At 72.7% G+C, this 12,395-nt stretch carries 13 protein-coding genes; 6 read left to right on the forward strand and 7 right to left on the reverse strand.

What is annotated here, in order from left to right; translation table 11 throughout:
- Positions 1-80: 80 nt before the first annotated feature.
- Positions 81-1,220 carry an aminotransferase class V-fold PLP-dependent enzyme gene (locus DZA62_RS03920; protein WP_116947413.1) on the forward strand — a complete coding sequence of 380 codons (1,140 nt, stop codon included), beginning with the start codon at positions 81-83 and terminating at the stop codon, positions 1,218-1,220.
- 7 nt (positions 1,221-1,227) lie between these two features.
- On the opposite strand, the gene DZA62_RS03925 is transcribed toward DZA62_RS03920, so the two are convergent.
- The 3 genes from DZA62_RS03925 to DZA62_RS03935 are packed head-to-tail and all read right to left on the reverse strand — an operon-like array spanning position 1,228 to position 4,240.
- A complete protein-coding gene (locus DZA62_RS03925; RefSeq protein ID WP_198663385.1) occupies positions 1,228-2,247 on the reverse strand; it encodes a hypothetical protein in 1,020 nt (339 codons plus the stop codon).
- A 14-nt stretch (positions 2,248-2,261) separates the two neighbouring features.
- On the reverse strand, positions 2,262-3,338 hold the full coding sequence (locus tag DZA62_RS03930; protein ID WP_198663386.1) for a haloalkane dehalogenase: 1,077 nt from the start codon (positions 3,336-3,338) through the stop codon (positions 2,262-2,264).
- Between the two features lie 29 nt (positions 3,339-3,367).
- The gene (locus tag DZA62_RS03935; RefSeq protein WP_116947414.1) at positions 3,368-4,240 is read right to left on the reverse strand and encodes an NAD(P)H-binding protein; all 873 of its coding nucleotides are present in this window, start codon (positions 4,238-4,240) and stop codon (positions 3,368-3,370) included.
- A gap of 154 nt (positions 4,241-4,394) precedes the next feature.
- Between DZA62_RS03935 and DZA62_RS03940 the strand changes: the two genes are divergently transcribed.
- From DZA62_RS03940 to DZA62_RS03950, 3 genes are all read left to right on the forward strand, one after another.
- Positions 4,395-4,904: a MarR family transcriptional regulator gene (locus tag DZA62_RS03940; RefSeq protein ID WP_116947415.1), complete on the forward strand. Its 510-nt coding sequence runs from the start codon at positions 4,395-4,397 to the stop codon at positions 4,902-4,904.
- A gap of 64 nt (positions 4,905-4,968) precedes the next feature.
- Positions 4,969-5,274: a hypothetical protein gene (locus tag DZA62_RS03945; protein WP_116947416.1), complete on the forward strand. Its 306-nt coding sequence runs from the start codon at positions 4,969-4,971 to the stop codon at positions 5,272-5,274.
- Between the two features lie 11 nt (positions 5,275-5,285).
- The gene (locus tag DZA62_RS03950; protein ID WP_116947417.1) at positions 5,286-6,056 is read left to right on the forward strand and encodes a nucleotidyltransferase domain-containing protein; all 771 of its coding nucleotides are present in this window, start codon (positions 5,286-5,288) and stop codon (positions 6,054-6,056) included.
- On the opposite strand, the gene DZA62_RS03955 is transcribed toward DZA62_RS03950, so the two are convergent.
- The 3 genes from DZA62_RS03955 to DZA62_RS03965 all read right to left on the reverse strand — a co-directional run bounded on the left by DZA62_RS03955 (position 6,027) and on the right by DZA62_RS03965 (position 7,967).
- Entirely contained in the window at positions 6,027-6,209 is a 183-nt protein-coding gene (locus tag DZA62_RS03955; protein ID WP_116947418.1) for a hypothetical protein, read from the reverse strand. The genes DZA62_RS03950 and DZA62_RS03955 overlap by 30 nt on opposite strands.
- A gap of 379 nt (positions 6,210-6,588) precedes the next feature.
- The gene (locus DZA62_RS03960; RefSeq protein WP_116947419.1) at positions 6,589-7,155 is read right to left on the reverse strand and encodes a dihydrofolate reductase family protein; all 567 of its coding nucleotides are present in this window, start codon (positions 7,153-7,155) and stop codon (positions 6,589-6,591) included.
- Positions 7,156-7,157: 2 nt separating this feature from the next.
- Positions 7,158-7,967: an alpha/beta fold hydrolase gene (locus tag DZA62_RS03965; protein ID WP_116947420.1), complete on the reverse strand. Its 810-nt coding sequence runs from the start codon at positions 7,965-7,967 to the stop codon at positions 7,158-7,160.
- Between the two features lie 103 nt (positions 7,968-8,070).
- Here DZA62_RS03965 and DZA62_RS03970 point away from each other — a divergent pair, with 103 nt between their 5' ends.
- Together DZA62_RS03970 and DZA62_RS03975 are read left to right on the forward strand one after the other, a co-directional pair.
- Entirely contained in the window at positions 8,071-8,706 is a 636-nt protein-coding gene (locus DZA62_RS03970) for a TetR/AcrR family transcriptional regulator C-terminal domain-containing protein (protein ID WP_116947421.1), read from the forward strand.
- Entirely contained in the window at positions 8,703-9,299 is a 597-nt protein-coding gene (locus DZA62_RS03975; protein ID WP_116947422.1) for an AAA family ATPase, read from the forward strand. Before DZA62_RS03970 ends, DZA62_RS03975 begins: the two co-directional genes overlap by 4 nt.
- Positions 9,300-9,377: 78 nt before the next feature.
- On the opposite strand, the gene DZA62_RS03980 is transcribed toward DZA62_RS03975, so the two are convergent.
- Positions 9,378-12,380 (reverse strand): beta-L-arabinofuranosidase domain-containing protein, encoded by a 3,003-nt coding sequence (locus DZA62_RS03980; protein ID WP_116947423.1) that lies wholly within the window; start codon positions 12,378-12,380, stop codon positions 9,378-9,380.
- Positions 12,381-12,395: the final 15 nt, after the last annotated feature.

A 12,395-nucleotide genomic window follows, 5' to 3' on the forward strand; every position in this document is an offset into this window, starting at 1 on the left:
CGTGTTTCCTATAGGGTAGAGGAAACAGGATTTTCGTCAAGAGTGGATTTCCGTGGCCCGGGCCGGGGGAGGATGACGCCGTGACCTCCGTGTGGCAGCCCAGGCCCGACCTGTGGTCCCTCGACCCCGCCGTCCTGCACCTCAACCACGGATCGTGGGGTGCCGTGCCGCTGGCCGCGCAGCGCGAGGCGGCACGGTTGCGGGCGCGGAGCGAGGCGAACCCGGCGGCGTGGTTCCGGGCGCTGCCGGAGCGGGTCGCGGCGGCGCGGACGGCTCTGGCCCGGTGGGCGGGCGCCGACGAGGCCGGGTTCGCGCTGGTCCCGAACGTGAGCACGGGCGTGACGGTCGCGTTGGCGGCCGTCGACGTGCCGGCCGGCGGGCGCATCGTCGTCACTTCTCATCGCTACGGCGCGGTGCGGTTCGCGGCGGAACGGTTCGCCGCGCTGCGCGGCGCCTCGGTGGTCGAGGTGCCGGTGCCGCTGACCTCGTCCGCGGACGAGGTGGTGGCGCTGGTGTCGCCCGCGGTGTCCGGTGCCGACGTCGTGCTGCTGGACCAGATCACCTCGGCGACCGCTTCCGTCGTCCCGGTGGCCCGGCTGGTGGACGTGTGCCGGTCGGCCGGCGTGCCGGTCATCGTCGACGGCGCGCACGGGCCCGGCCTGATCGAGGCGCCGGTGCCGGAGGGCGCGGACTTCTGGGCCGGCAACTTCCACAAGTGGGCGTGCGCGCCGCGCGGGACCGCCGGCCTCGTCGTGGCGCCGCGGTGGCGGTCGCGGACGCTGCCGCCCGCGGTCTCCTGGTCCGAGCACGGCACGCTGCAGCAACGCTTCGACTGGCAGGCGACGGCCGACTACGTGCCGTGGCTGGCGGCGCCGGTCGCTCTGGACGTGCTGGCCGAACTGGACTGGCCGGCCGCTCGCGCGTCCGTGTCCGGGCTGGTCGCATCGGGGGCGGAGCTGGTGGCGAAGGCCATCGGCGGCGACGTGCCCGAGCTGGCGGCCCCGGCCCCGACCATGCGCCTGGTCGGCCTGCCGCCGTCCATCCGGATCGACGACAAGCCGGCCGAGGAGGCGTTGCGCGTCCGGATCGCCCGCGACGCCGGCGCCGAGGTCAACGTCACCGTGCACGACGGACGGGCGTTCCTCCGCCTGTCGGCGCACGCCTACACCGGCCCGCGCGACTTCGAACTGCTCGCCGCCCGGTTGCCCGCCGTTCTCTGACCGCGGGCTAACCCGCCAGGGCGTGGTGGGCCGCGGGTCGTACACGCCGGCCGAGCGCGACGAGCGCCAACCCGGCGACCGCCCAGGCGACGAGCACCAGCACCGGGCCGCCGGCCGCTGCCCCGTCGAAGTACGACGTCGATCGCAGCAGCGTGCCGCCCGCACCGGCCGGGAGCGCCTGGCCCAGAGCTCCCCAGCCGGTCGGCAGCAGCTCCGGAGCCGAGGAGACGCCGGAGATCGAGTTGCCGATGAGGAACATGACGACGGCGCCCAGGCCGATGCCGGCCGGGCCGAGCAGCGCCACCAGGCCGGTGATGGTCAACGAGATCGCCGCGACGATCAGCGCGACCGCCGCGGCGTTGGCCCAGGCGCTGCCCTGGAGGGCGCCGAGCCAGGCCTGCGCGACGAGCGTCACGACCCCGCCCGCGGCCACGGCCGCGACCAGCGCGCCGGTCACCCGTCGCCACACGCCCGTCACCAGGAACGACATGAGGATTCCCACCACCATGCCGCCGAGCACCATGGGCAGCGCGGCTGCGGTGAAGGCGGCGCCGCGCGGGTCGTCGCCCGGCAGCGGGACGAGGTCCTCGACCGCCGGGGCCGCCACGGCCGGATCCGCGAGCCCGGCGAGCAGCTGTGCGACCACGGGGCTGCCGCCCGACGCGGTCAGGACCCGGCGCTCTCCTGTGGGCTCGACGACGATCGCGCCGTAGACCTCACGGTCCTCGATGAGCCGGCGGGCCTCGTCGGCGTCGGCTGCCGCCCGCAGGTCCAGCGCGTCCGGCATGGCGTCGCCGAGCTGCCGCTCGACCCGATCGGCGGCGTCGGCGGAGCCGACGAGGGCGACGGGCACGCCGCGCGGGGCCGACTCGGCCGGCGGCCACGCGAACGCCGTCACGAGCACACCGACCAGGACGGCGAAGCCGAGCCCGAGGCCGATGACACGCCGCCAGCCGGTCGGCGCGGGGGACCGCCGGGTGGATGCGGCCGGTGCGGTGTCGTCGGTGCTGAGTTGGTCGAGTTCCATGGTTCTCCTTGTGGTCAGGGCCGGGTGCGGGCGATGAAGTCGTCGATGGCGGCCGCCACGTCGCCGGGCTTGTCCTCCTGGAGGAAGTGGTGCGCGTCGGCGATGACGCTGTGCGGCTGCCCGGCGGCGCCCGGGACGCGGCCGCTCAGCTCGTCGTGGCGGCCGCCGCTGACGTGGTCGTTCGCGCTGAAGACGCACAAGAACGGAAGGTCCAGCGTCTCCAGCACCTCCCACGCCGCCTCGAACGCCGGGGTCGCCTCGTCGGCCGGCGTGAGCGGGATGAGCACGGCGAAGCGGCGGACGCCGTGCTGGTAGCGGTCGTCGGGGAACGGCGCGTCGTAGGCGGCCAGGACCGCCGGGTCGAGCGCCGACGTCGTGTAGCCGGCGACGACGTCGGACACGGCGAGCGGGTTCGTGCGCTGGGTGAACTGCAGCCAGGTGGCGAGGTGCATCCAGCCCTCGGCGGGGATCTCCTCGCGACCCGTCCGCAGGCCGGTGTTCATCGCCACGACCCGGCGGAACCGGTGCGGCTGCTCGGCCAGCAGCCGCAGGCCCAGCGTGCCGCCCCAGTCGTGGCAGACCATGGTGACGTCGCGCAGGTCCAGCCGTTCGACCACGGCCTCGGTCAGCCAGTCCAGGTGCTGCTGATAGGTGTAGAGGAAGCGGTCGGTGGGCTTGTCGGACTTGCCCATGCCCACGAGGTCCAGCGCCACGCACCGGTGCCCGGCCGCCACCAGGGGCGGGATGACGTGGCGGTACAGGTAGCTCCACGACGGGTTGCCGTGCAGCAGCAGGATCGTCTCGCCGGATGCCCGGACCGGCCACGCAGGCCGTTCGTCGAGGTAGTGCATCCGCACGGTGGTGTGCGAGCCGTCGCCGAGCCGGACGCGCAGGTGGTGCGGCGCGAACGGATAGTCCGGCAGACCGGCGAAGCGGTGGGCGGGCGTCCGGAGCACCTTCGGGCCCGTCGCCTCGGCCGGCTCGTGGTCGTCGGCGGCCGCGGCGGCCTGGACGCCCGGGCCGGCGGCCAGTGTCCCGGCAGCCGCCGCCATCGTCCCCCTCAGCAGCCTCCTGCGGTCGATCTCGGTCATGGTGGTCTCCTCTGGAGTCGATGCCGAGGTCATCGGCGCTCCGGCTGGTCGGTGAAAGCGGCGGTGTGGTCGGCGACCCACTGGGCGAACGTGGCGGCGGGCCGGCCGAGGACCTTCTCCACGTCGTTCGAGGGCGGCTGCGCTGTGCCGGCGAGTCGCCCGTACCTCGCCACCAGCGCGACGACGAACGGCTCGGGCAGGCCGTGCGCGACCAGGCGATCGACGGCGTCGGCCGGAGCGAGCTCCTCGTAGCGCAGGGAGCGGCCGAGGACGTCGCCGATGACGGTGACCATGTCGGCGTGGGTGAGCGACTGCGGTCCGGTCAGCTCCACCCGCCGGCCGACGAGATCGTCGGTGAGCAGGGCGTGCGCGGCCACGGCGGCGATGTCGCGCTGATGGATCGGGAGTTCGCTGACGTCCGGGTACGCGTACCGGACGACGTCCCCGCCGCGGATCTGGGCGCCCCACATGGCGATCGTGTTGGCGGCGAAGAAGCTCGCACGCAGGCTGGTCCACTCGAGGCCACTGCCGGCGGCGGCCTTCTCGGCCTCGCGGTTGCGGTCGCCGGCGAAGCGCGACGGCTGCTCCGACGGGTCGTCGTCGACGTTCGTGGCCGAGAGCGCGACGATCCGCCGGACCCCTCGCCGTCGCGCCAGGGCAGCGAGACCGGTGGCCGCGTCGCCCACGGCGCGGGGATGCAGGAACAGGGCCGTGACGCCGTCGAGCGCCTCGGCGACGGTGTCCGGCCGGGAGGGATCGCCGGCGACGACCTCGACGCCGGCCGGAAGCCCGGCCGCCGCCGCTTCGCGGCTCACGGCGCGCACCTCGGCGCCCGCCCCGCGCAGCAGATCGACGAGCGGCCGTCCGACCGTCCCCGTCGCTCCGGTCAGCAGGATCATGATGTCTCCTCGAAGTACTCAGCGATTCGTATAATACGAGAACCGTAACATCTATTTTGAGTTCCGTATCTTATGAGAGGCGTCACAGTGCACCTGCGATAACCTTTGAGTCGCGGACGATATGAAGGCGGAACGAAGCGGGCGAAGGGCGCAGCCGATGACCTCCACCACCACTGGCGAGGACGCCGACGCCCGCCGTCGCCGTCGCCGGTCCGGCGCCGCGATCAAGGAGTCGATGCGCGAGCTGAGCGTCCAGCTGTCCCTGCTGAACCACCAGATCAGCGCGTCCTTCGACCTCCGCGACACCGACTTCGACTGCCTCGACGTCATCAAGCGTCACGGCCCGCTGAGCCCCAGTGCGCTGGCGCGGCGCACCGGGCTGCACGCCGCCACGCTGACCGGCATCCTCGACCGCCTCGAACGGGGTGAGTGGATCGCCCGCGAGCGCGACCCCGCGGACCGCCGAGCCGTCATCGTCCGCGCCCGCCGCGAGCGCAACCCCGAGCTGTTCCGCAAGTTCGCCGGCATGAACCACGCCATGGACGGCCTGCTCGACGACTACACGCCGGACGAGCTCGATCTGCTCGCCGACTTCCTGCGGCGCACGGCCGACGCCGGTCGCGACGCCACCGACGCCCTCGTCGAGGGTGGGCGCACGGCCGGGTGAGCAAGCCGGCGCTGCTTGGCCCGACCACCGTGGCCATGTCCGAGGTGCGGAGTAGCGTCCAGTCATGGCGGACGCGGGGCTGCGGCGACGCGCGGTGCTGGCCGCCGGCGCGCTCGTGACGCCGCGCGACCCCGAGCTGTCGGCCGGCCTCGTGTGCGTCGAGGTCGCCGGCCACGACCCCGCCGACGTCGTCGAGCACCTGCTCGGCGAGCGCATCGTCGCGTCGGTGACGCCGTACCGCGAGGCGTACGTCCGGTTCGGCACCAGCATCGTCACGACGCCCGAGCAGGTCGACGCCGCCGTCGAGGCGGTCGCCGGACTGGCCGGTGAGCGTGACGGGATGAGCGAGCTGGGTGCTCGGCTGATCTAGGCTCGTCTCCCGTGTTCACCCGCAACGAGCGCACGGCGCTGCGTGACGAACTGGTGGCGGCCGCCCGCGCCGACCACCGCATCGCCGGCGCCGCCGTCACCGGATCGGCGGCCGGCGGCGCGGAGGACGGCTGGTCCGACGTCGACCTCGCGTTCGGGCTGGCCGACGGTGCCGACCAGGCGGTGGTGATCGGCGACTGGACGGCGGCGATGTACGAGCGGCACGGTGCGGTCGCCCACCTCGACTCGCCGCGCGGCGGCACCATCTACCGGGTGTTCCTGCTGGCCAGCACGTTGCAGGTGGACATCGCGTTCGCGCCGGCGGCGGAGTTCGGCGCCATCGCGCCGACCTTCCGGCTGCTGTTCGGAACCGCCCGCGAGGTGCCGGCCGCGACGCCGCCGGAGGCCGGCGAGCTGGTCGGGATGGGCTGGCTGTACGCGCTGCACGCGCGGTCCAGCATCGAGCGAGGCCGCGGCTGGCAGGCGCTCTACATGATCAACGGTCTGCGCGACCAGGTGGTCGCGCTGGCCTGCCTGCGCCACGACCTTCCCGCCTGGCAGGGCCGCGGCGTCGACGGCCTGCCCGAGGCGGTGACGCGGCCGCTGCTCGACGCGCTGGCCGGCGCGCTCGACGACGCCACCCTGCGCCGCGCGTTCGCCGTCGCGACCGAGGCGCTGCTCGCCGAGGCCCGTGACGTCGACCCCGGTCTGGCGGACCGGCTGACGGCGCCGCTGCGGGCGCTGACCGGCGGCTCAGCCGCGCCGGGCGAGGAACTCCACTAGAGCGGGGTCGGCGGAGGTGAAGCGGTCGACCTCTTCGCCGCCGTCGCAGCGGCACAGGGCCACGGTGACGCCGGCCGCCGTGCGGGCGACGACGCGCCACTCGCCGCCCGCGTCCTCCCAGCGGGTCACCACGCCGACCGGGTCGTCGCTCATGCACTCAGCCTAGGCGCGGTCGCGTTCGAACGATCTCTCGTGGTCGTGGGCGATGAGGGAGCGTCTGGTCGGGGCGCTGGTTCTTCAGGTGTGGAATCGGTGTGGTCTGCCTTGGCAGCGCCCGGCCATGTCCTTGGCTAGGTCCACCGTCGCTCGACTGTCCGACTCGTACGGGTTTGCGGGGCGGTGAGCCTTGCCAAGGTGACCCGTCCGCATGAGGCCCGCACCCCGGAGGCGGGGCCATGAGGCGTTCGGGTGCATCACCAGGCATGCATGCCTGGTGGAGCGGGAGAACGCCTGGTGGTGCACGCGATCGTTGACGATCATCGCTGTCCACCAGCACGCTGCCGCCCCACCGCCGGCAATCGGACCACTCAGCCTAGGTGCGGTCGCGTTCGAACAGCGTGATCAGGACGCCCTCGCCGACGGTCCGCGACTCGGTGAGCCGCCACCGCGTGCGGTCCGTCGTCTCGCCGAACAGCCGGCGGCCGTAGCCCAGTAGCACCGGGTACGTCATGAGGTGCAGCGCGTCGACGAGATCGTGCTCGAGCAGCTCCTGCGCCAGCCGGATGCTGCCGGCGACCTGCAGTTCGCCGTCGACCTCGTCCTTCAGCTTCGCCACCTCGGTGGCGACGTCGCCGCGGACGACCTGGGTGTTGTTCCACGCCAGGTCCGTGAGCGTGCTGGAGACGACGTACTTGCGCATGCCGTTCAACTTGTCCGCCAGGACGCCCTCCTCGCTCGGCCAGGCGGACGCGAAGCCCTCGTACGTCACCCGGCCGAGGAGCAGCGCTTCCCCTGCGAGCGCCTCGTCGACCTTGAACTGCTCGCCCTCGTCGCCGCTGTCGAAGTCGAAGGACCAGTTCTGGTACTTGAACTTCTCGCCGCCGGGCGCCTGCACGACCCCGTCGAGGCTGATGAACTCCGTCACGACGATGCGTCCCATGATCAGGCCTCCCGCACGAACTCGCGCAGCGCCGGCGCGAGCACGTCGGCCGTCGTGCCGTGGTTCTCGCCCGGCACGGGCTTCAGTGTGGCCGTCGGCAGCAACTCGGCGACGGCCCGCGGACCCGGGATCAGCGTCGGCCAGGTGTCGATGCCGTGCATGACCAGCACGGGGACGTCGATCGAGGCCCACCGGTCGGCCGGCAGCGGGTTGCCGGACATCGTCGTGCCCATGATCCGGCCGTCGTAGGCGATGGTGGGTGCGATGCCCAGCATGACCGGCCAGAAGTCGCTCTGGCGCAGGCCCTCGACGTCCGCGGGCGACGCGCCGGCGGCGTCGAGCATGAAGATCTCGACCGCGTCGCCGGGCCGCCCGGCCGCGTTGGCGGCGTCGAGACGCTCGACGTAGTCCGACGGCAGCGGCGGGCGGACGTCGTCGACCACGAACGGCGGCTCGAAGACCGCGACGTGGCTCACCGGCACCAGCCCGGACGCGGCCGCGTCCAGCGCCAGTACGCCGCCGGACGACCAGCCGAAGAGGACGGCCGGGCCGCCGCCGGCGTGCTCGACCAGCGCGGCGAGGTCCTCGATCTCGCGCTCGACGGCGTACGGCGCGGTGTCGGTGCTGTTGCCGCGGCCGCGGCGGTCGTAGGCGTAGGTGCGGAATTCGTCGGCCAGCAGCCCGCCGGTCTCCGCGTTCAGCGGGTTGATGGCGGTGTAGCCGGTGGCGCCGTCGATCATGATCAGCGGCCGGCCGTCGCCATAGGTGTCGAACGCGATGGTCGTGCCGTCCTTGGAGGTGACCGTGCTCATCTCGTGCTCCTGGATCTCGATGGTGGCTCGGAACTAGACGGTACAGTACTCACATGAGTACGGAACTGTCTAGTACTCTGCGCTGAAGGAGTGAGGAGAAGGCATGGTTCTCGAGGACGTTGAGGAAGGCCGCACGGCGCGCAAGCGACGGGCCATCATCGAGGCAGCCACCGAGGTGTTCCTCCGGCACGGCTATCTGGGCGCCAGCATGGACCAGGTGGCGGCGAAGGCCGCGGTCTCCAAGCAGACGGTCTACAAGCAGTTCGCCGACAAGGAGCACCTGTTCGCCGAGATCATCGCCGGCCGCACCAACACCCTCGGTGACCGGCTGGCCGCGGTCTACGCCACGCTCGACGACGCCACCGAGGCGCGTCCGGCGCTGCGCGAGGTCGGCCATCAGTTGCTGCAGAGCCTCAGCCGGCCCGACGTGCTGCAGCTGCGCCGTCTGGTCATCGCCGAGGCCGACCGTTTCCCCGACGTCTCCGGCACCTGGTGGGAGCGGGCCTTCCATCCGTCGCTGGTGCTGCTGGGCGAGGCGCTGCGGCGCATGGCCGACCGCGGGCTGCTGCGCGAGCTGGACGACCCGACGCTGGCCGCGTACCACCTCGCCGGCCTGGTCATGTACAAGCCGATGAACCGGATGATGTTCGCCGGCACCGCGGCCGTGTCGCCGCCGGACGAGCTGGAGCGGCTGGCCGATCGCGCGGCCGACGTGTTCCTGGCGGCCTACGGAGCGTGACGCCGCGGCTGATCGTGCTCAACGGGCCGCCGGCCGTCGGCAAGTCGACGCTGGCCCGCCGCTACGCGGCCGAGCACCCGCTGACGCTCAACCTCGACGTCGACCGTGTGCGCGACCTGATCGGCGGCTGGCGCGACGATGCGGGTGCCGCCGGGCTGCTGGCGCGCGCGATCGCTGTGGCGGCGGCGCGGACGCACCTGCTGGCCGGGCGTGGCGACCTCGATGACGGCCGCGACGACGCTTTGGCACGCGGCCCGGCGACGCCCGGCGGCGGCTATGACGTCGTCGTGGCGCAGTTGGTGGCGCGGCCCGGGTTCCTGGAGCAGCTCGAGGCGGTGGCCGAGGAAGTAGGCGCGACGTTCCACGAACTGGTGCTGATGGACGCGAAGCCGGCCGTCCTGCGCCGGTTCGCCGCACGCGCCCGGACGACCGCCGGCGCGCCCGACGCCGAGCCGGCCGAGGTGGCAGCGCTGTATGACCGGCTGACGGCGCACCTGGAGAGTCGGCCGCGCGTCGTCGTCGTCCCGGCCCGGGAGAGCGCGGTCGACGAGACGTACCGCCGGCTGCTCGCGCACCTCGACGACGAGGGGTGACGGAGGTGCGCCGGCCCGGGCTGCGGTCCCGGTCCGGCGCACCTCCCCGCGGGCCCGTATGGCCCGCCGCGGGCGGCGTCAGCCGGCCCGCAGGTCTTCCTGCGCCCGAGCGGCCGCGACGAGGACGTCCTGCCGCTCGCGGCGGGTGAACCGGCCGGCCGCCTGCCACTGCGCCGACACCTCTTCGACGCGGCGGACGAACTGGCCGTGGGCGGCGAACGGCGCGGCCGCCCAGACCTTGTCGAGGAAGCTGTCGCCGTCGTCGTCGCGGGTCTCGTTGGAGACGCCGGAGTCGACCGAGCCGAACACCACCTTCGGCTCGACCCGCTTGTAGTACACGTGGTGCGCGTCGTTGATGCCGACGTACAGCGGGCGCAGCGTGTGCTCGTGTGTGGCGAAGAAGTTCGGCTCGTCCAGCGCCTCGACGGCCGCGGCGAGGTCCCCGTCGAGCTTGAGCCGCGGGTAGAAGGTGAACTGCCGCCACTCGCGCGACCGGTTCAGAGCCGGCAGCACCAGCGGGCCGTTGAGGATGCTCTCGACCTGCGGGTCGTCCAGCGCCCGCTCGGTGTGCAGGCTGAACGGCATCGCGATGTCGATGCGGTCGCCCGGCGCCCACGTGCGGTCCAGGGTCAGGTACGTCCCCGGCTCGGCCGCGACGTCGGCGGCGGCGCCGTTCACCGTCACGGTGAAGCCGCGCCGCACCCAGTACGGCACCCGGAGCTTGACGGCGAGCGGGCCGCTGCCGTCGACCGTGATCGACGTCGACTCCTGCCGCGGGAAGTCCGTCACCTGCGTGACGGTGAACCCCTTCTCCGTCCAGTGCAGCGTGGAGGCGATGTAGAGGTTGACGTACAGCGTCGAGCCGTCCGCCGACTGCGCGTAGATCGTCTCCTGGTACTTCGTGTGGTTCTCCATGCCGGTGCCGCCGCAGCAGGTGCCGTTGTTGCCGAAGCCGCGGGTGGCGCCCGGGTGCGCCGGCAGGAAGTACGTCACCTGCGGGTCGCTGGCGCTGTCGTTGTCGCGGCGCGAGCCGAGGATGTGGTTCGTCAGGCCACGCTCGTAGTAGTCCATGTACGCCGGGTCGGGGTTGTGGAAGTACAGGTTCCGGGTCAGCTTCAGCAGGTTGTAGGACGAGCAGGTCTCGCCGCCGCCGCTGGTGGTCCCGGAGGTCGCGCTCTGGTAGTGCAGCGACTCGGAGATGTCGCCGCGTGGCTGGAACAGCTCGGGGTTCGTGTTCTCGGGCCGCCCGGGCGCCGCGCCGTACTGGCCGCCGGCCGAGCCGTGGCTGAACATCCGCTGCGGGATGATCATGTGCCAGAAGTTCTCCGCCGCCGTGTAGTACTCGGCGTTGGCGGCGGTGTCCTGCTCGTAGATGCGCAGGTAGCCGGTGAACTGCGGCACGTGCTGGTTGACGTGGATGCCGGTGAGCACGTCACGGTCCTCGATGGCGGCCGGCAGGACGGTGCGCCGGTTGTCGAACGCCTTCGCCGCGGCCAGGTAGTCCGCACCGCGCTCGGGGTCGGTCGCGATGGCGGCGAGGTGGGCGAGGTTCTCGTTCGACCCGCCGAACTCGCCGGCGATGTGCAGCGACCACATCCGGTTGAGGTTCTCGCGCGGGACCTGCGACAAGCGGCTGTGCACCCAGTCGCCCATCTTGGTGACGATCTCCAGCGCCCGCTCGCTGCCGGCCAGGTGGTACGCGTCGATGAGGCCGCGCATGATCTTGTGCAGCGTGTAGTACGGCGCCCAGATACCAGTGCCGCTGTAGGTGGTGAACTCCTCCAGCCGGATGAACTGCGCCTCTGTGTACGCCGACAGGAACCCCGGATGCCGCCGCCCGTCCGTCGCGCCGAAGAACTCGCCGTGCCGGCCGTGGCCGGACGAGTCGGTGATCGCCGGACCCGGTGCCTCGTCGAACCGGTACCAGGCGACGTCGGCGCTCGCCGCCGCCGGGTCGGCGGCGACAGCGGCGACCTCCGCGGGGTCGAGGCCACGGCCGAAGAGCTGGAACTCGTCCACCAGGCCGTTCAGGAACTTGATGTTGACCTGCGGGAACTGCGCCCGGCCGATCCAGTTGTCCGGCGTGCTGCCCAGGTCCGACGGCGACAGGCTCAGCTCGCCGCTGCCCGCGGCGACCCCGTTGACGTAGATGGTGCCGGTGCCGCCGGACTTCACGATGGCGACGTGTGCCCACTCGCCGGCCGGCAGCGCCGTCGTCGCCTGGACACGCTGCTCGGCGGCCGCGCCGCCGGTGGTGATGGCGAACCGCGGGCCGGTGTCGTTGTGCACCGACAGGTACATCCGCGACAGCGAGTCCGTCGCGGCGTCGCCGGGGTGGCCGAAGTCGAACAGGCGCGCGTTGTCGTCGCGCACGGCGAGGTTCACCCACGCGGCGACGGTGAAGTCGGTGAGGCCGCCGACGATGCCGACCGGCAGCCTGATGAAGTCGGCGTCGCCGGTGATGTGGCCGTTCGGCGTGCCGGTGAGCCGGATCGCCGTCCCATTGCGTCCCGCGGGCCGCGGCGTCGGACGGGCGGCCTGGGCGGCGAACGCGTCCTGGCACTCGCCCAGCGCGCCGACCATGTAGTCGAGCTTGTCCTTGAAGATCTGCTCGCCGGTCGACGCCCACGACTGCGCCAGCAGCGTCAGGAAGTGCCCGCTGAAGTGGCCGCGCAGGTTGCCGTCGGGCGACTCCCAGCTGCCGATCGGGTTGACGCCCTTGTGGTCCAGCCCGGCGGTCACGCGGAAGCTGCGCAGCATGCGGTCCGGGCCGCGCTGGTCGTCACGCACGCCGTTGACCACGCTGGGGCCGTACTCGCGGGCGTAGTTCAGCAGCCGGTTGCGCTTCTCCTTGAAGACGCTGTCGCCGAGCGTCACCTGGCTCAGCGTGAACGGGCGTACCTGCCAGCTGTCCGCGAGCGGGAGGGTGGGCTGGCTCGTAGCGGCCGCGGCCGCGGCCGTGGCGGAGGCGCTGCCGGGCGCGGCACCGGCGCTGCCGGCCGCCATGGTGCCGACGGCCGGTGCCGCGGCCGCCAGAGCCCCCAGGCGGAGGACGGTGCGCCGGGACAGGTCCTTCTTCATGTGGTTCTCCTTGTC

The organism is Jiangella endophytica (assembly GCF_003427025.1).
Taxonomy (GTDB): Bacteria; Actinomycetota; Actinomycetes; order Jiangellales; family Jiangellaceae; genus Jiangella; species Jiangella endophytica.